Source organism: Roseivivax sediminis (assembly GCF_900112685.1).
Taxonomy (GTDB): Bacteria; Pseudomonadota; Alphaproteobacteria; order Rhodobacterales; family Rhodobacteraceae; genus Roseivivax; species Roseivivax sediminis.
This window is the reverse complement of record NZ_FOMS01000001.1, coordinates 459,423-475,513: the sequence shown is the minus strand read 5'-3', so window position 1 is coordinate 475,513 and position 16,091 is coordinate 459,423. Positions and strand designations below refer to the sequence as shown.

At 68.6% G+C, this 16,091-nt stretch carries 15 protein-coding genes and 1 tRNA gene; 9 read left to right on the top strand and 7 right to left on the bottom strand.

The annotated features are described in order from the left end of the window. Positions 1-10 precede the first annotated feature (10 nt). Positions 11-937: a LysR family transcriptional regulator gene (locus F3H57_RS02380; RefSeq protein ID WP_223162917.1), complete on the bottom strand. Its 927-nt coding sequence runs from the start codon at positions 935-937 to the stop codon at positions 11-13. Between the two features lie 114 nt (positions 938-1,051). Between F3H57_RS02380 and F3H57_RS02375 the strand changes: the two genes are divergently transcribed. From F3H57_RS02375 to F3H57_RS02360, 4 genes are read left to right on the top strand one after another with little or no spacing between them, the layout of a single operon-like run. Beyond that, positions 1,052-1,957: a dioxygenase family protein gene (locus F3H57_RS02375; RefSeq protein ID WP_149754254.1), complete on the top strand. Its 906-nt coding sequence runs from the start codon at positions 1,052-1,054 to the stop codon at positions 1,955-1,957. Between the two features lie 2 nt (positions 1,958-1,959). Then, positions 1,960-2,919 (top strand): VOC family protein, encoded by a 960-nt coding sequence (locus F3H57_RS02370; RefSeq protein ID WP_149754253.1) that lies wholly within the window; start codon positions 1,960-1,962, stop codon positions 2,917-2,919. After that, positions 2,916-3,566 (top strand): alpha/beta hydrolase, encoded by a 651-nt coding sequence (locus F3H57_RS02365; protein WP_149754252.1) that lies wholly within the window; start codon positions 2,916-2,918, stop codon positions 3,564-3,566. The genes F3H57_RS02370 and F3H57_RS02365 overlap by 4 nt, the downstream gene beginning before the upstream one ends. Next, on the top strand, positions 3,563-4,627 hold the full coding sequence (locus F3H57_RS02360) for a maleylacetate reductase (RefSeq protein ID WP_149754251.1): 1,065 nt from the start codon (positions 3,563-3,565) through the stop codon (positions 4,625-4,627). The genes F3H57_RS02365 and F3H57_RS02360 overlap by 4 nt, the downstream gene beginning before the upstream one ends. Before the next feature lie 555 nt (positions 4,628-5,182). On the opposite strand, the gene F3H57_RS02355 is transcribed toward F3H57_RS02360, so the two are convergent. From F3H57_RS02355 to F3H57_RS02345, 3 genes are all read right to left on the bottom strand, one after another. Beyond that, complete coding sequence (locus F3H57_RS02355; RefSeq protein ID WP_149754250.1) at positions 5,183-5,989, bottom strand: DUF6635 family protein; 807 nt, start codon at positions 5,987-5,989, stop codon at positions 5,183-5,185. A gap of 191 nt (positions 5,990-6,180) precedes the next feature. Further along, complete coding sequence (locus F3H57_RS02350) at positions 6,181-7,584, bottom strand: hypothetical protein (RefSeq protein ID WP_149754249.1); 1,404 nt, start codon at positions 7,582-7,584, stop codon at positions 6,181-6,183. A 362-nt stretch (positions 7,585-7,946) separates the two neighbouring features. Beyond that, positions 7,947-8,022, bottom strand: a tRNA-Lys gene (locus F3H57_RS02345). A 139-nt stretch (positions 8,023-8,161) separates the two neighbouring features. On the opposite strand from F3H57_RS02345, the gene dapF reads away from it, so the two are divergent. The 3 genes from dapF to F3H57_RS02330 all read left to right on the top strand — a co-directional run bounded on the left by dapF (position 8,162) and on the right by F3H57_RS02330 (position 11,062). Further along, positions 8,162-9,004, top strand: a complete 843-nt coding sequence (dapF, locus tag F3H57_RS02340; RefSeq protein ID WP_149754248.1) for a diaminopimelate epimerase — start codon at positions 8,162-8,164, stop codon at positions 9,002-9,004. Further along, positions 9,001-10,254 carry a tRNA (N(6)-L-threonylcarbamoyladenosine(37)-C(2))-methylthiotransferase MtaB gene (gene mtaB, locus F3H57_RS02335; protein ID WP_149754247.1) on the top strand — a complete coding sequence of 418 codons (1,254 nt, stop codon included), beginning with the start codon at positions 9,001-9,003 and terminating at the stop codon, positions 10,252-10,254. Before dapF ends, mtaB begins: the two co-directional genes overlap by 4 nt. 94 nt (positions 10,255-10,348) lie before the next feature. Next, the gene (locus F3H57_RS02330) at positions 10,349-11,062 is read left to right on the top strand and encodes a CDP-alcohol phosphatidyltransferase family protein (RefSeq protein WP_149754246.1); all 714 of its coding nucleotides are present in this window, start codon (positions 10,349-10,351) and stop codon (positions 11,060-11,062) included. Positions 11,063-11,066: 4 nt separating this feature from the next. Here the strand turns inward: F3H57_RS02330 and F3H57_RS02325 are convergent, their stop codons facing one another. Further along, positions 11,067-11,774, bottom strand: coding sequence for an SDR family NAD(P)-dependent oxidoreductase (locus F3H57_RS02325; protein ID WP_149754245.1), 708 nt, complete (start codon positions 11,772-11,774; stop codon positions 11,067-11,069). Positions 11,775-11,778: 4 nt separating this feature from the next. Next, positions 11,779-12,588, bottom strand: a complete 810-nt coding sequence (locus tag F3H57_RS02320) for an ABC transporter permease (RefSeq protein WP_149754244.1) — start codon at positions 12,586-12,588, stop codon at positions 11,779-11,781. 129 nt (positions 12,589-12,717) lie between these two features. On the opposite strand from F3H57_RS02320, the gene F3H57_RS02315 reads away from it, so the two are divergent. Both F3H57_RS02315 and rimO read left to right on the top strand, forming a co-directional pair. Next, positions 12,718-13,317, top strand: coding sequence for a GcrA family cell cycle regulator (locus F3H57_RS02315; protein ID WP_149754243.1), 600 nt, complete (start codon positions 12,718-12,720; stop codon positions 13,315-13,317). A 97-nt stretch (positions 13,318-13,414) separates the two neighbouring features. Then, the gene (rimO, locus tag F3H57_RS02310) at positions 13,415-14,785 is read left to right on the top strand and encodes a 30S ribosomal protein S12 methylthiotransferase RimO (protein ID WP_149754242.1); all 1,371 of its coding nucleotides are present in this window, start codon (positions 13,415-13,417) and stop codon (positions 14,783-14,785) included. Positions 14,786-15,143: 358 nt separating this feature from the next. Here rimO and F3H57_RS02305 read toward each other — a convergent pair whose 3' ends face one another. Next, positions 15,144-16,031 (bottom strand): helix-turn-helix transcriptional regulator, encoded by an 888-nt coding sequence (locus F3H57_RS02305; protein WP_188129577.1) that lies wholly within the window; start codon positions 16,029-16,031, stop codon positions 15,144-15,146. Positions 16,032-16,091 lie beyond the last annotated feature (60 nt).

The following is a 16,091-nucleotide window of genomic DNA, read 5'->3' as shown; positions in this document are numbered from 1 at the left end:
CCCGGCCTCTTCATGTTCCCCACACCACCGCGTTCTCGTGCCGTTGGATCGTGTGTTTCAGTCGGTCGAACGTCTGGACGAGGTGGGCGCTCAGACGCTTCGTCGCCGGTTTCAGTGTGGTTTCCGATTGCCGCATGATGCCCAGCGACCGGTTCGGCTGCGGGATGTCGTAGGGCAGGACGGTCACCCGGTTCTCCTTGCGCAGCGCGAAAACCACCGAGAACGGTAGCACCGCAAGCGCATCGGTTTCAGCGAGAAAATTCACGACGCTCATCAATGAGCCGCCCGAGTAGCGGATGTTCAGTTCCGACGTGCCGATGCTCATCAGGATCATTTGCAGATCGGACATCAGCGGCGATCCCGGGAGGGGCGCGACCCAAGGATAAGCTGTCAGATCCCCGGTCAGGAGCGGGCGTTTGCGCATCAGTGGGTGGCCGGTCCGGCAGGCGACGATGTTGCGGCCGGGCAAGAGCTCGGTAAACTCGAAGTCCGTCCCGGAGGACGCGTCGCCGATGGCAACGATGCCGAGGTCGATTTGCGCAGCCTTGAGCGCGGCGACGACCTCGGGCAGGTTCATGTAGCTCTGCTGTATCGTGATGTCTGGTTCCTGGATCTGGAACTCACCGAAAATCTGGCTGACGATTGCGTCCATGAAGAACGGCACACCGCCTACGCGGACAACGCCCCTGGTTCCTTTCACGAATCCCTGGGCCGCCTGGGAGGCTTGCCGCGACGCGTTGATGATGATGCGCCCCTGCGCGGCCAGTTGCAGCCCCAGAGCCGTGCCCTGAAGCGGCCTGCGCCCCTTGACGAAGAGCGGCGCGCCGACCCGCGCTTCGAGCATCGACAACGACCGGCTCACCGCAGGCTGGGTCAGGCCCAGGAACGCCGCGCCCTCGGAGACGCTGCCCGTTTCCAGCACCGCCGCAAGCTGCATCAGGTGTCGCTCATTCAGGTCCATAACGAATCGCTATAATCCCTGACTCAGAAATCAAACAAATTCCGGCTTCGCCGGCTTACGTCTATGCCGAGGGGAAGGGAGGCCCCGGCGATGATGTCCCGGAGCGAATCGTTGGAGCGCATGCCCGCGGCGGCCGATCCAGGCGTCACCGCCGAGATCGCCGAACGTCTGGTGGCTTTGCCGCGTTCGCGGCTGGTCACGGCCCTCGGTCAGGGAATTGTCGGGCTGCACCGGATCATCGCAGACATCCGTCTCTCCGGCGACGAGCTGCTCGCGATCGTCGCTTTTCTGACCGAGGTCGGCCATCATGTCGATCGGCGCCGCCAGGAATGGGTGTTGCTTGCCGATCTTCTGGGCGTATCGACGCTGGTCCACGACCTCAGCAACGCGCGTCCTGCCGGCGCGACGCCGAACACCATACCGGGCCCCTTCTACCGCGAGGATGTGCCGGAAATGCTCGCGGGCAGCAATATATCGCGCGACGGCAAGGGGGAGCCGCTGGAGGTGTCGGGACGCATCCAGGCGCTGGGCGGCAGGCCCGTCGCGGGCGCCGGGGTCGAAGTCTGGCACGCCAACGACCAGGGCGTGTACGAAAACCAGGATCCGCATCTGCAGCCGGAGTTCAACCTGCGTGGCCGGTTCCGTACCGATGCCCAGGGGCGGTTCCGCTTCCTGACCGTGAAGCCCGCCGGCTACGCGTTGCCAAGCGACGGACCCGCCGGTCGGCTGATGATTGCTCTCGGGCTGCCGCCGGTCCGGCCCGCGCATCTGCATTTCCGCGTCTGCCGTAAGGGCTACGAGACGCTTACAACCCATGTCTTCGATCGCGCCGACCCTGCCGTCGATCGCGACGCCGTCTTCGGGGTGAAACCCGAACTGCTGGCCGAGTTCCGTGCGCTGCCGCCCCGAGGCGGACGTCCGTGCCATGCGCTCGACCTCGAATTCGTGCTGTGCCCCGCGCGGGCCGGCGACACTGAGCCAAACGGGAGGAAATAGGAATGGCACAGATCAGCGGCTACCATCATCTTACATTGTCCACCGACGGTGCGCAGGAAGACTTCGACTTCTATACAAAAACCCTCGGGCTGCACTCGGTGAAGCGCACCGTGCTCTTCGACGGCGTGATCCCGGTCTATCATCTTTATTACGGCTCGCCCGACGGCGACGCCTCGACGATCATCACCACCTTCCCGTTCCGCAAACCCGGAATCTACGGCCGGCGCGGCACAAACCAGTCGCGCACGATCATGCAGTCGATCCCGAAGGGCGCGGCGGATTTCTGGGTCGGGCGGCTGAACGAACGCGGTATTGCGGCCGAGAAGCTCAGTCGCTTCGGCGCCGACCGGGTCGCGTTCGCCCATCCCTGCGGCATTCCGCACGAGCTGGTCGAGAGCGACGGCGACCCGCGCGAGCCGATCACCAACGCGGCGCAGGGCATCGGCAAGGATCACGGGATCAAGGGGATCTACGGCGGACTGGTCGCCTGTTTCGATCGCACCGCTATGGAAGACTTTCTGACCGTCGCCCTGCCGATGACCAAGGAAGCCGACAGCGACGAGGGCACCGTCTACCGGGTGCCGGATGCGGATGGCGTGATCCAGCGGGTCGAGGTCATCACCGACCGCGACAGCGACCAGGGCACATGGACGCTGTCGGGGGGCACCATCCATCACCTCGCGCTCAACACGGGTGACGAGGACAACCAGTTGGCCTTGCGCGCCCATATCGAAGGCCTCGGCTTTACCGATATCTCGGAGCAGAAGGATCGCAACTACTTCAAGTCCTGCTACGTCCGTTCTCCGGGTGGCGCGCTGTTTGAACTGGCCTGGACCACGCCGGAGGGCTGGGCCCGCGACGAGGCGCCGGGCGAGATCGGCAAGACGCTGGTCTTTCCGCCCTGGTTCAAGGACCGCGAGGACGAATTGCGCGCCGGGCTCGAAGACGCGGAGTTCGCATGACCGAACGCGCGCTCCGGGTCGGCGGCGGCGCGGGGGTGAAGGCGGTCTGCGTTTTCGTCCACGGCCGCGGCCAGTCCCCCGAAGAGATGCAGTCGCACGTGCTGGCGCGGCTCGACACGACCGCCACGGCCTTCGTTCTGCCACGCGCTGTGGGAGGCGTCTGGTACGCCGCCCGCGCCGTCGATCCGCTGACATGCGACACGCGTGCGGAACTGGGACGCGGGCTGAATGTGCTGGAGGCCGACATCGTTGCGGCCCGGGCAGAACATCCCGGCCTGCCGCTGCTTCTCGCGGGGTTTTCGCAGGGCGCCTGCCTGGCGCTGGAATACGCCTTTTCCGGCCGCCCCGGACCGGATGCGCTCGCCGCGCTCACCGGTTGCCGGGTGGGCGTGTCGGCCGACGGCCGGCCCCAGGCAGTGCCGCGGGGACTGCCGGTCTATCTCAGTGGCGGTGACGCGGACCCCTGGATCCCGGTCGAGGCGATGGCCGATGCGGCGCTCGATCTCGCGCGCGGCGGCGCCGCTCTGCGCAGTGACGTCTTCCCCGGACGGCCGCACGAGGTCTCCGGCGCAGAGATCGCGATCCTGCGCGCTGTCTTGCACGACATGGCGGCCGGGCGCGATCCGGCCATGGGGGCCCCCAGATGATGGACACATTCACGTTCCCGGGCATCACCCAGCGGGTCATATTCGGATCTGGAACGCTGACGCAGACCGCCGAAGAGGTGCAGCGCCTGGGTCACGACAAGGCCCTGGTGCTGTCGGGGCCGAACCAGCGGCACGCGGCCGAGGCGCTGGCCGCGCAGCTCGGCGCGCTCTCGGCGGGGGTGTTCGCCGGCGCCGCGATGCACACTCCGGTCGAGGTGACCGAGACTGCGATGGCCGAGTTCCGTGCCAGCGGCGCCACCGCGGTGGTCGGCCTCGGCGGGGGCTCCACCGTCGGACTGGCCAAGGCGATCGCGGCGCGCAGCGGGGCCGACCAGGTTGTGATTCCTACCACCTATGCCGGCTCGGAGATGACCGACATACTGGGCGAGACCCAGGGCGGGGAGAAGACCACCCGCCGCTCTCCGGACATCCGCCCCGAGACGGTGATCTACGATGTCGACCTGACGCTGGACCTGCCGGTCGAGATGACGGTCGCCTCGGCAATGAATGCGCTGGCCCACGCGATGGAGGCGCTTTACGCGCCGGACCTCAATCCGGTGCTGGAGCTGCTGTGCAAGGACGCTCTGGTGGCGTTCCGGAACGGGCTGCCGGCCGTGATCCGCGATCCGCAAAACCTGCAGGGCCGCACACGGGCGCTTTACGGTGCCTGGGCTTGTTCGACGGCGCTCGGCCATGTGTCGATGGCGCTGCATCACAAGCTGGCGCACACCTTCGGCGGGACCTTCGACACGCCTCACGCCGACACGCACGCCATCCTGCTGCCCTACACGACCGCCTTCAACGAGGTCGCGGTGCCCGAGCTTCTGGCGCCGATCGCCGAAACCTTCGGCGGCGGATCGGCGGGGGCCGGGCTGTGGGACTTCGCCGGCGAGATCGGCGCCCCGCGCAGCCTGCAGGATATCGGCATCGCCGAACCGGATCTCGATCGTGCGGCGGATATCGCGGTGAAGAACACCTATCCCAACCCGCGCCGCTTCGACCGCGCCGCGATACGGGATCTGCTTCAGCACGCATGGGCGGGAGACCGTCCCGCGCCGTGACCCGTCCCGCGGGCCCCATGCGCGCCTCCGCCACTCATCAATCGCGCTTTGGATCCCGACCGGACACCGAGCCGGGCCCGGGCGTTCGTCCCCGTGGTGCCCGGAAGGTTTTCCCGCCCGTATCGCCTCCGTGAACTCGGGGGATGGGTCGAGGCGCCGGCATCATGGCGCTCGTGCTCGCTTGTCGAATTTTCCTCCGGGTCGGGGCCAGCATCCATCCTCCTCCTCGTTCCGGATGTCTTGCCTGAGATGGCCTGCGGGGGGCGGACCGGGGAGATCCCCATCCCCTGGTGCAAATCCGTGCGAGCCGATGAGACGGCGCAGGTAGAGGCCGATCGCGGTATCGAAACGAGATACCGCTCGATACCAGGTTGCTTTGATCCCGCAGACTTGCCCGCTTCGCCGTTCAAGACAACGTTCCCGCCTTGCCGAACCGACCTCTCGCCGCCGCGTCCGCGATCGGCGGCCCCTGGAGAAAGCTCCGAACTCCCGGTGCGAGGGCGCTGCCCTCGCGCTCCCGGAGTATTTGCCGGCCCAAAGAAGCAGGGATGTGGATCAGCCGCGAAGCGCGCGCAGGGCGGCGAAAAGGACGTCGATCAGATCGCCGGTGCGTGCGGCGAGGTGCTCGGGGGCAAGGCTTTCGGGGCGGTCGCCGTCGAGGCGGGTGAGCATCCGGTCGAGGCGGCGGCGGTGGATTCCGAGAGCACGCTGGACCGGGTCGGCGACGAGGCCCGCGAACGTTGTGACGACCGAAGCGAGCATCGCGAGGATCATGCCGGTCAGCACGATCCGCTCCGGCGAAATCGAGGGCGGGAAGGCACCGTACCACATCCGGCCGAGCCCGTCGCCGGCCCAGAAGCCGCGCACGGCCTCCGCGTGGGTCATCCGGTCCGCGACGTTCGGGGCCAGCGACATGATGCCCGGCGTCGCCGCGTGGAAGATGGCGTAGCCGAGCGCCAGGACGATCAGCGACGTGGTGATCTCTGCCACCGCGCTGCGTACGCCGACGTATTCGTCGATGGCGTGGAGGCGGCGCTCCGGCCCGGCGGTCACGCCTGCGCCGAGACCGTCGAGCCGGGCCAGGAAAGCCTCGAGCCGGAGCGCGACGGCCTGCGCGACGGCGGTGCGCAGGAATATCCGGCGGCGGCCGAGCCAGGCCGCGGCGCCGCGCAGGCGCACCAGCCGCAGGATCAGCATCAACAGGCGGCTGAGCAGGAAGACCGTCGCAAGCGCCACGTTGATCGGGGCGCGCAGAAGGTCGAGCCCGAGTGCCGCACGGTGCAGCGCCAGGGTGCCGCGCAACCCGTACGTGGCGCGGACGAAGGCCCGGATCTCGGAGGCGCGGATCTCGGCGACGGACATGGGTTCTGCCTGGGATTGCGTGACCTAAAGGTAGGGAGAAGCGGCGCCCGGCGCAACGCACGTCAGAGTGGCCGGCGGACGGTCGCGGGCGCCGTTTGCGGCGCAGCGGTTCGCCCGCTCCCGCGCCGGGCCCGGCACGCCGTAGGTGTCAGGACTGGCGGCGGCGGTCGGCCGGCGGCTGATCCGACAGGTCAGGCCAGCGCCGCGAGCGCCAGAATCCAGAGCGACAGCGCCGCGCCGCAGATCAGCGCGTAGGTCCCGTTCCAGCCGATGCCGACGCGCAGCGGCGAGACGCCGCCGTAATTGGCGATGAGCAGGACCGAGGCGGTGAACGGCGAGGTCGCACCGCTCAGCGCCCAGCCGCTCGTGATCGTGCAGACCATGAGCGCAGGCGAGATCCCGAGCGTCTCGGGGGCGGGCAGGAGCGGTCCGAAGAGCGAGACAGCGAGGATCGGGTTCATCCCCATCTGTCCGGTGACGGGAATCAGCCAGAACACCGCCAGAAGCAGCAGCGGCGTCGGTACGGCGGTCAGGTCCAGCCCGGCTCGCGCCGCCAGGGGCTCTGCCAGCGCGGAGCCGAGCGTGCCGATGAACGCCGCCATCACGAGGAGCGACAGCTCGCTGCGAAGCTGCGGCATTTCCTGCGTCGCGAAAGCTCCCGCGCGCCGCGCGAGCGTGGCGCCGCGTGCGCCCCGCGTCCCGGGCTGGAGCGTCACCCAGACGAGGGCGATCAGCGGCACGATCGCCATCACCGCCCCGAAGACGCGCACCCCGGTCGTGATGTGCAACGTCGCCACGGCGGCGCCCAGAAGCGCCAGCAGGGTGTAGAGCGGCCGCAGGTGGCTCAGCCAGGCGCCCTCCGCGGGGCCGCGGGCGGGGGCAGGAGCCGAAAGGCGCGGCTTGAAGAGCGTGTCGAGCGCCCAGCCGATCCCGCTGACCAGCGCCACGCTTACGGCGCAGAGCGGCAGTGCCGCTGCCCAGGTGGCACCGGGTACCACCGACAGGGAAATCGCGGAGGCGAAGGTCAGCGGCGACCATGGCAGGGTGGAGATGAAGCCGCGCTGGACCGCCACGAGCATCCTGCGGCTGCGGTGGCCGCGGATCTCGGGATTTGGCTCCTGCCGCGCGTTCTCGGTCGCCAGCGCACCGAGGAGCGCGATCGAGCCGTACATCAGCACGAGCCCGTAGAGATGTCCGCCGAGCGTCAGCGCGAGGTAGCGTCGTCCGGGCGGCTGCGCGGCCAGGAAGCGGCCGCAATCGAGGATGCCGGGATCGGTGATCGCGGCGCTGCGGATCGCGGTCAGCGCGGTGAAGAAGGCGGCGATGAAGGCGCCGCGCGCCAGCGCCGTGAGGGTGGCGTCCGGCCAATCGGGCAGGGTGATCGTCGCCGCCAGCAGCACCAGCGGGCCGAGCACCAGGAACAGCCGTGCCGCCCGCGAAACGCGCGGGGCGAACAGCGCCAGCCCGCCGAAGGCGCAGGCGGCGGCGAGATGAGAGAAAATCGGTGCGCCGGTGAATTCGTGCGGCACGGAAAAGGCCAGCGCGCCGATCATCAGCACGCCGCCCCACCGGTCGAGCGCGGCCGGCGCGGTCATCGCCGCCCCGCCAAGGCCGGAATGCTGTAGCGCTCTGGGTCTGGGAGAAGGGTCAACTGGCCGTCCGATCGTTCCGCGTTCAGCATAGCGTCTTGGACGCGAACGCCAACTCGATTGCACATCGACGCCGGGTCGCCTTCGGGCACGGCATCCGGGCGTCCGCGGACAATCGAACCGTCGCCGGCAGGGAGCGGGGAGGCGCCCGCAAACCGCCGGGGTGGGGCGGTGCCGCGCATCCGAGAGCCCGCGGGCATGGATGATCGCATCATCCTGCCGCCACCATCCCGCCAGACGCACTCTCACGCGCCAGCGATGACAAGTCCGCCTTCTCAAGACGGCCCCTGACAATGTCCGGGATACAGTGGTGAGCCGTGCAGGATTCGAACCTGCGACCCACTGATTAAAAGTCAGTTGCTCTACCAACTGAGCTAACGGCCCACTGGCGCGCTAAGTAGAAATAGCCCTCTGGAAGGTCAACCCAAAAAATCCGGGGGGCGAGGCCGTGTCGTGGCGGCATGTCGCGGTGTGATCCCGGACCCACTGGTCAGAGCCGTCGCGCGCGCGTATATGCGCGCCGATGACCGATTTGCGCACAGACGGGCTGCCCTTCAGGAAAATGCACGGGCTGGGGAACGACTTCGTCGTGATCGACGCTCGCGCGGGCGTCGTCGACGTGTCGCCGGCACTGGCCGCGGCGCTGGCCGACCGGCATCGCGGCGTGGGGTACGACCAGCTCGCGGTGATCGAACGCGCGGGGCGGGGCGGGGGCGACGCGCATCTGACCTTCCTCAACGCGGACGGCTCGGCCTCGGCGGCTTGCGGCAACGCGACGCGCTGCATCGCGCGGATGCTGATGGACGAGACCGGGCGCGATGCGCTGGTTCTGACAACCGCCCGCGGCGTGCTGCACGCCGTCGATGCGGGGGACGGGCGCACCTCGGTGAACATGGGCGCGCCGCAGACGGACTGGACCGAGATCCCGCTGGCCGAAGCGATCGACACGCTGGAGCTGCCGATCGAGGGCAGCCCGACCGCGACCGGCATGGGCAACCCGCACTGCACCTTCTTCGTGGACGACGCGGAGGCAGTGTCGCTGGAGACCTTCGGGCCGCGCTACGAGCACCACCCGCTCTACCCCGAGCGCACCAACGTGCAGGTCGTGTCGGTGACCGGACCGGACCGGCTGCGCATGCGGGTATGGGAACGCGGCGTCGGCGTGACGCTCGCCTCGGGCTCGTCCTCCTGCGCGGTGGCGGTGGCGGCGGCGCGGCGCGGCCTGACCGGGCGGCGTGTAACCATCGACCTTGACGGCGGCGCGCTGGAGGTCGACTGGCGCGAGGACGGCGTGTGGATGACCGGCGCGACGGCGCATGTCTTCGACGGCGTGCTGACGCCGGACTGGCTGGGGGCACTGGCATGACGGCGCCGCGTTTCACCACCATGGGCTGCCGGCTCAACGCCTACGAGACCGAGGCGATGAAAGATCTCGCGCGCCAGGCGGGGCTCGAGGGCGCCGTCGTCGTCAACACCTGCGCGGTGACGGCCGAGGCGGTGCGCAAGGCCCGGCAGGAGATCCGGCGTCTCCGGCGCGAGAATCCGGAGGCCCGCGTCATCGTCACCGGCTGCGCCGCCCAGACCGAACCGGAGACCTTTGCCGCGATGGACGAGGTCGACGCCGTCGTCGGCAACACCGAGAAGATGGCGCCCGAGACCTGGGGCCGGCTGGCTGCCGATTTCATCGGCGCCACCGAACGGGTGATGGTCGACGACATCATGTCGGTGACCGAGACCGCGGGCCACCTGATCGACGGCTTCGGCACCCGCAGCCGGGCCTACGTGCAGGTGCAGAACGGCTGCGATCACCGCTGCACGTTCTGCATCATTCCCTACGGGCGCGGCAATTCGCGGTCGGTGCCGGCGGGCGTGGTCGTGGACCAGATCCGGCGGCTGGCCCGGAAGGGCTTCAACGAGGTGGTGCTGACCGGCGTCGACCTGACGAGCTGGGGCGCCGATCTTCCGGCGCAGCCGAAGCTGGGCGATCTGGTGCTGCGGATCCTCAGGCTGGTGCCGGAACTGCCGCGCCTGCGCATCTCCTCCATCGATTCGATCGAGGTGGACGAGGCGCTCCTGCAGGCGATCGCGGAGGAAGAGCGGCTGATGCCGCACCTGCACCTGTCGCTGCAGCACGGCGACGACCTGATCCTGAAACGGATGAAGCGGCGGCACCTTTCGGGCGACGCGATCCGCTTCTGCGAAGAGGCGCGGCGCCTGCGCCCCGACATGACCTTCGGCGCCGACATCATCGCCGGTTTCCCGACCGAGACGGAGGCCGCCTTCGAGAACTCCCTGCGTCTCGTGGAGGCGTGCGACCTGACCTGGCTGCACGTCTTTCCCTATTCGCCCCGGCCCGGCACGCCCGCGGCGCGGATGCCGCAGGTGCACGGCGCGGCGATCAAAGACCGAGCGAAGCGGCTGCGGGAGGCAGGTCAGGCGGCGGTCGCGCGCCACCTTGCGGCGCAGACCGGCCGCGCGCACCGCATCCTGATGGAGGCGCCGGACATGGGCCGGACGGAGCATTTCGCCGAGGTGCGCTTCGCCGATCCGCAGGCCGAGGGCGAGATCGTCACCGCCATTCCCCGGCGCCACGACGGGCACGCGCTGATCGCCTGAGGCCCGTTCCGCGCGTCGCCGCAAAGGCGGGAACGCGACGTAGCCAAGCCCGGCGAGCATTGATCCGAAGCCCGTTTTCCTCCATGACGGGTCGATGACACAGCAGACACGTGCGCTCTTCGTTCACCTCCTGACCGCCACCGGGGCGGTGTTTGCGATGCTGGCGCTTCTCGCCGCGGCACAGGAGCAATGGGCGGTCATGTTTCTGTGGCTGGTCGTGGCCTTCGCCGTCGACGGCGTGGACGGCCCGCTGGCGCGGAAATACGACGTGAAGATGAACGCGCCACGCTTCGACGGCGTACTGCTCGACCTTATAATCGACTACCTGACCTACGTGTTCATCCCGGCCTTCGCGCTGTTCCAGTCGGGGCTCTTGCCGGGGTGGTCCGGGTGGGGGGCGATCTTCCTGATCACCTTCGCCTCGGCGATGTATTTCGCCGACTGCCGGATGAAGACCGAGGACAATTCCTTCATGGGCTTTCCCGGCTGCTGGAACATGCTTGTGCTGGTGCTCTTTGCGGTGAAGCCCCCCGTGGCGGTGATGCTGGTGCTGATCGCGGCGCTCAGCCTTGCGATGTTCCTGTCTATCAAGTTCATCCACCCCGTGCGCACGAAGCGCTGGCGGCAGGTGTCGCTGCCGGTGGCGGCGGCCTGGGTGCTCTGCGCCGGATGGGCGGCCTGGGTCGATTTCCACCCCGACAGCTGGGCGCATTGGGGGCTGGTGGCGAGCTCCGTCTACCTCGTGCTGGTGGGCGGCGTGCAGCAGCTCGTGCCGGTCCGCCGCCCGGTCGAGGCGCCGGCGGAATAGCGCCTCAGAAATCCTCCACCCAAGGGCGCAGCGTCAGCTCGTGGCTCCAGGCTGACCGGTCCTGCAGGATGAGCGTGGCATAGGCCTCCGCGATGGCGCCGGGGTCGAGCATCGAGTCGGGATTGTCCTCCGGCTCCTCCCGGCCCGGGTTGCGGATCGCGCCGTCGATGTTGATCCATGCGACGTGGACGCCCTGCGGGTGCAGCTCCCGGCTGAGGCTTTCGGCAAGGCCGCGCTGCGCGAATTTGCCCATCGCGAAGACCGAGGAGCGCGGGAAGCCCTTCACCCCGGCCGAGGCGCCGGTGAAGAGGATCGTGCCGCGCACGCCGCGTTCGTCGGGTTCGGCCGCCAGCATCCGCCGCGCCGCCGCCTGCGCCATCAGGAAGGCCCCGAAGGCGGTGACCTCCACCGCCTTGCGCACCTCCTCGGGGTCGAGATCGGTGATCGGCCCCTTCACGCGCGCCGACGGGTTGTAGATCGCCACGCGCGGCGCGGGGTCGAGCGCCTCGAACAGCACCCGCGTCGCGCCCGGATCGGTTCCGTCCAGAAGGTGCGTCGCGGCGCCCGTCTCCTCGGCCACGGCGTTCATGCGGCCCGGACTGCGCGCGCAGAGATGCAGCGCGTAGTCCGGCGCGAGGCGGCGGGCGAGCGCCGCCGACAGCCCGTCGCCGACGCCCATGATGACCGCACTGGGTTTGGCTGCTTCCGACATCCGCTCAGGCCTTCAGCCGGTAGCCGCGGGCGAACATCCGCCAGCCGACGAGGTTGATCGCCACCACCGCCGCGAGCGCGATGAAGAACCCCAGAAGCGGGGAGCTGTCCGAGACCCCGATCATGCCGTAGCGCGCGCCGTCGATCAGGTAGAAGATCGGGTTCACGTGCGTCAGCTCGTACATCCCCGGCGGCAGCGCGCTGACCGAGTAGAAGGTGCCCGACAGGAACGCCAGCGGCGTGACGATGAAGTTGGTGATCGCCGCCATCTGGTCGAACTTTTCGGAAAAGATCCCGGCGACGAGCCCGAGCCCCGACAGGAACGCCGCCCCGAGAAGGACGAAGACCAGCATCACCAGCGGGTGCTGCGGCCAGATGCCCAGAACCAGCCCGACGCCGAGCGCGATCACCAGGGCAACCACGAGACCCCGCGCGATGCCGCCGGCGAGGTAGCCGATCACCATCTCTCCGCCCGAGAGGGGCGGCATCAGCGTGTCGACGATGTTGCCCTGCACCTTTGCGATCACGATCGACGACGAGGTGTTGGCAAAGGCGTTCTGGATCACTGTCATCATCATGATGCCCGGCGCGATGAAGGTGGTGAAGGGCATTCCCATGACGTCCCCGCGGCGCGGGCCGATGGCGATGGAGAAGATCACCATGAACAGCCCGGCGGTCACCAGCGGCGCCAGCAGCGTCTGGGTCCAGACGTTCATGAATCTCTGCACCTCGCGCTGGCAGAGCGTGTAGAGCCCCATCCAGTTGACCCGTCCGAATCTCCGCGTGCCCTGGTCGTATGACGCGATGTCGCTCATGTCGTCCTCGTCTTCGTGCGTGTGGTGCCGCTTGTATCTGCGTGGCCTGTGATTAGAATAGGTGGACAACCGGAATAGTCAGGCGGCCCGAACCAACGCGGCCGCTTTTTCACTGAGGAAGGCAGCCCGATGTCCTGGACCGACGAGCGCGTGGAGCTTCTCAGGAAGATGTGGAACGACGGGCAATCTGCAAGCCAGATCGCCAAGGAACTCGGCGGCGTGACCCGAAACGCCGTGATCGGCAAGGTGCACCGCCTCGGCCTGTCGAACCGCACCGGAGCCGAAGCCGTCGCTGCGGCGGAAGTCGAACAGCCCGCACCCAAGCCCGAACCGAAGCCGCGTCCCGCCGCTGCGCAGCCTGCGCCGCGCCCCGAACCCGAACCCGACATGACCGCCGAACCCGACAACGAGCCGGCGCCCGAGACGAAATCGACCCAGCCGGCCCTGCGCGGCAAGATCGTGCCCGCGGGCCAGCCCCTGCCACCCCAGCCTTCGGCCAACGAAATCAGCCCCGAGGCTCTCGCAAAGGTGAGCGAAGTGGAGAAGAAGGCGAAGAGACTGACCCTGATGGAGCTGACGGAGCGGACCTGCAAATGGCCCGTCGGCGACCCGGCGACGGAGGACTTCTGGTTCTGCGGACTGCCGGTCAAGCAGGGCAAACCCTATTGCGAGGCGCATGTCGGCGTGGCGTTCCAGCCCATGTCCTCCCGCCGCGACCGGCGGCGGTAGGGGCGGCCGTCACGCGCTGGCTTGTGCCCGCCATGGCGTAACGGCGAAGCGGCAGGGTTCTTTCCTTCCGGGGGCCGCGTCATTATATCCCGCCGTCATGGCTCAGAACCCCCCAGACCTTCGCCCCGACCGCGCCAATGCCCGTCTCGAACGGGATCTCGGTACCGTGCGGCCCGGCCGGCAGCCGACGATCGGGATGGTCTCTCTGGGCTGTCCGAAGGCGCTGGTGGACAGCGAGCGCATCCTGACGCGTCTGCGGGCGGAGGGGTACGCGATCTCGCCCGAATACGGCGGCGCCGACGCGGTGATCGTGAACACCTGCGGCTTTCTCGACAGCGCCAAGGCCGAAAGCCTGGATGCCATCGGCGAGGCGCTGAATGCCAACGGCCGGGTCATCGTGACGGGGTGTCTGGGGGCGGAGCCGGAGTACATCACCGGGGCGCATCCCAAGGTGCTCGCCGTCACCGGCCCGCATCAATACGAGCAGGTGCTCGACGCGGTGCACGGGGCGGTGCCGCCCGATCCCGACCCCTTCGTGGACCTGATGCCGGCGGCGGGGGTGAAGCTGACGCCGCGGCATTACAGTTATCTGAAGATCTCCGAGGGCTGCAATCACAAGTGCCGGTTCTGCGTCATCCCCGACATGCGCGGGCGCCTGTCCTCGCGCCCGATGGCGGCGGTGATGCGAGAGGCCGAGAAGCTGGTGGAGAGCGGCGTGAAGGAGATCCTGGTGATCAGCCAGGACACTTCGGCCTACGGCACCGACTGGGCGGACCGGCCGTCGAAATTCCCGATCCTCGATCTGGCGCGCGAGCTGGGGCAACTCGGTGTGTGGGTGCGGATGCACTACGTCTACCCGTACAAGCACGTGCGCGATCTCGTGCCGGTGATGGCCGACGGCGGCGTGCTGCCCTATCTCGACATTCCCTTCCAGCATGCGCATCCCGATACGCTCAAGCGCATGGCGCGGCCCGCCGCGGCCGAGCGCACGCTCGAGGAGATCGCCGCCTGGCGCCGCACCTGCCCCGACATCACGCTGAGGTCGACCTTCATCGTCGGCTATCCCGGCGAGACGGAGGCGGAGTTTCAGACGCTGCTCGACTGGCTGGACGAGGCGCAGCTCGACCGCGTGGGGTGCTTCCAGTACGAGAACGTCGCCGGCGCGCGGTCGAACGCGCTGCCCGATCACGTGCCCGAAGAGGTCAAGGCCGAGCGCTGGGCGCGGTTCATGGAAAAGGCGCAGGCGATTTCCGAGGCGAAGCTGGCGGCAAAGGTGGGCCGGCGCGTTAACGCCATCGTGGACGACGTGGACGACGATGGCGCGACCTGCCGCACGACCGCAGACGCGCCCGAGATCGACGGCAATCTCTTCGTCGACCGCGGCTTCGAGGGCCTGACCCCCGGCGACATCATCGAGGTCGAGGTGGACGAGGCGTCCGACTATGACCTATGGGGCGCGCGCCTCTGAGGCCAGGGCGATTCGGGAAGCGCGCCGCGCCATGTTTGCGGGGTGCCCCGATCTGCCGATTCTAACAGGTCGAATGGGCATACCTGGCGATTCCCGCCGGGCCGGCGGCGGGGTCCCGCCACGCCGTGCGCGACAAGACGTTTACGTTGGGTTAAAATGGTCTCATTCCAAGGGCGTTCCGCTGGGCCGCGGCGCCACGGATCGGAAGAGGACCTCCGAGTGTGGTCGCGTCGTCATTGGGTGGCGTGGGGCTTCCGAGCCGACAGTTTTTCCCTTTGTTCGGGGGAGCGAAGGATTTCGACTTGGCATTTGATGCGATATCGGGCGCCTCCGTCGGGGGCGCCTTTTTCGGTGCGGGTCACATCAGCGCGACCGTGCGACGGATTCCGGTCTCGTCCATCTCGACCAGCATGTCGGTGTACTCCTCGGCGTCGCCGCGGTTGATCGGATCGGGGAGGAGGCCGAGCGTCATCGCGAGCGCTGCCAGTTCGGCGCGGGAGCCGAGGCCGGTCTTGGCGCAGAGGGCGTTCATCCGCTGGCGCACTGCCGACACCGAAACACCGAGACGGTCGGCGATGGTCTTGTCCTGGAGGCCGTGGCCGATCAGCTCCAGAAGCTCGCACTGCTTGTCGGTGATCTCGTTGCGCTCCGTGAACTCGGTCGCGAAGTGCTGGAGGTAACGCTGGTGGCCGATCAGGGCGACGGCGTGCAGCGTCCATCCATGGGCCTGCACGATGGCCCGCATTTCGCGCCGCCCGTGATCGCCCGAGAACGTCAGAAGCGCGGCCTGCGGCGGCGCGTTCTGGCGCAGCGGGATCGAGAACCCGGCCCGGAGCCCGCGCGCGGCGGCCTCCTGAAGGATCGCGCGCCGGCCGGGCGGCACCGGGGGGTGGTCGTCGATGAACTCCAGCCCGCCGAGGATCGGGGTCAGGTGATGGCAGGCATGGGTCCGGAAATAGGACCATTTGCGCAGATCGGGATCGCGGTACTGGTCCATCAGCCAGTCGGCGTCGTAGGATGTGCGCAGGAACAGCGTGCGCCGCCAGTCGAGCAGGCCCGAGGCGGAGACGAAGTCGACGAAGGGCAGGCCGACCGCGCGCCCGGTCTCCACGATCAGCTGCCAGACCTCGCGCGAATGGCACGTCGCCTCCAGCCGCGCGAGGACGTCGTGCAGGATTTCGGGCGTATGACACTCGGCCGGCATCATCGCACGCCGCACGCGCCGACCAGTCGGATCCCCCCTCATCGTCCTCCTCCCCGGTATCCGAGCGGCGGCCGCGCCTCCCGGGGGCGACTGCCGCGTCGT

Bases quoted from the DNA above. Each gene is read 5' to 3' on its own strand.
- F3H57_RS02380 (WP_223162917.1), bottom strand. From the start codon at position 937: ATGCAGCTTGCGGCGGTGCTGGAAACGGGCAGCGTCTCCGAGGGCGCG.
- F3H57_RS02375 (WP_149754254.1), top strand. From the start codon at position 1,052: ATGATGTCCCGGAGCGAATCGTTGGAGCGCATGCCCGCGGCGGCCGAT.
- F3H57_RS02370 (WP_149754253.1), top strand. From the start codon at position 1,960: ATGGCACAGATCAGCGGCTACCATCATCTTACATTGTCCACCGACGGT.
- F3H57_RS02365 (WP_149754252.1), top strand. From the start codon at position 2,916: ATGACCGAACGCGCGCTCCGGGTCGGCGGCGGCGCGGGGGTGAAGGCG.
- F3H57_RS02360 (WP_149754251.1), top strand. From the start codon at position 3,563: ATGATGGACACATTCACGTTCCCGGGCATCACCCAGCGGGTCATATTC.
- F3H57_RS02355 (WP_149754250.1), bottom strand. From the start codon at position 5,989: ATGTCCGTCGCCGAGATCCGCGCCTCCGAGATCCGGGCCTTCGTCCGC.
- F3H57_RS02350 (WP_149754249.1), bottom strand. From the start codon at position 7,584: ATGACCGCGCCGGCCGCGCTCGACCGGTGGGGCGGCGTGCTGATGATC.
- dapF (WP_149754248.1), top strand. From the start codon at position 8,162: ATGACCGATTTGCGCACAGACGGGCTGCCCTTCAGGAAAATGCACGGG.
- mtaB (WP_149754247.1), top strand. From the start codon at position 9,001: ATGACGGCGCCGCGTTTCACCACCATGGGCTGCCGGCTCAACGCCTAC.
- F3H57_RS02330 (WP_149754246.1), top strand. From the start codon at position 10,349: ATGACACAGCAGACACGTGCGCTCTTCGTTCACCTCCTGACCGCCACC.
- F3H57_RS02325 (WP_149754245.1), bottom strand. From the start codon at position 11,774: ATGTCGGAAGCAGCCAAACCCAGTGCGGTCATCATGGGCGTCGGCGAC.
- F3H57_RS02320 (WP_149754244.1), bottom strand. From the start codon at position 12,588: ATGAGCGACATCGCGTCATACGACCAGGGCACGCGGAGATTCGGACGG.
- F3H57_RS02315 (WP_149754243.1), top strand. From the start codon at position 12,718: ATGTCCTGGACCGACGAGCGCGTGGAGCTTCTCAGGAAGATGTGGAAC.
- rimO (WP_149754242.1), top strand. From the start codon at position 13,415: ATGGCTCAGAACCCCCCAGACCTTCGCCCCGACCGCGCCAATGCCCGT.
- F3H57_RS02305 (WP_188129577.1), bottom strand. From the start codon at position 16,031: ATGAGGGGGGATCCGACTGGTCGGCGCGTGCGGCGTGCGATGATGCCG.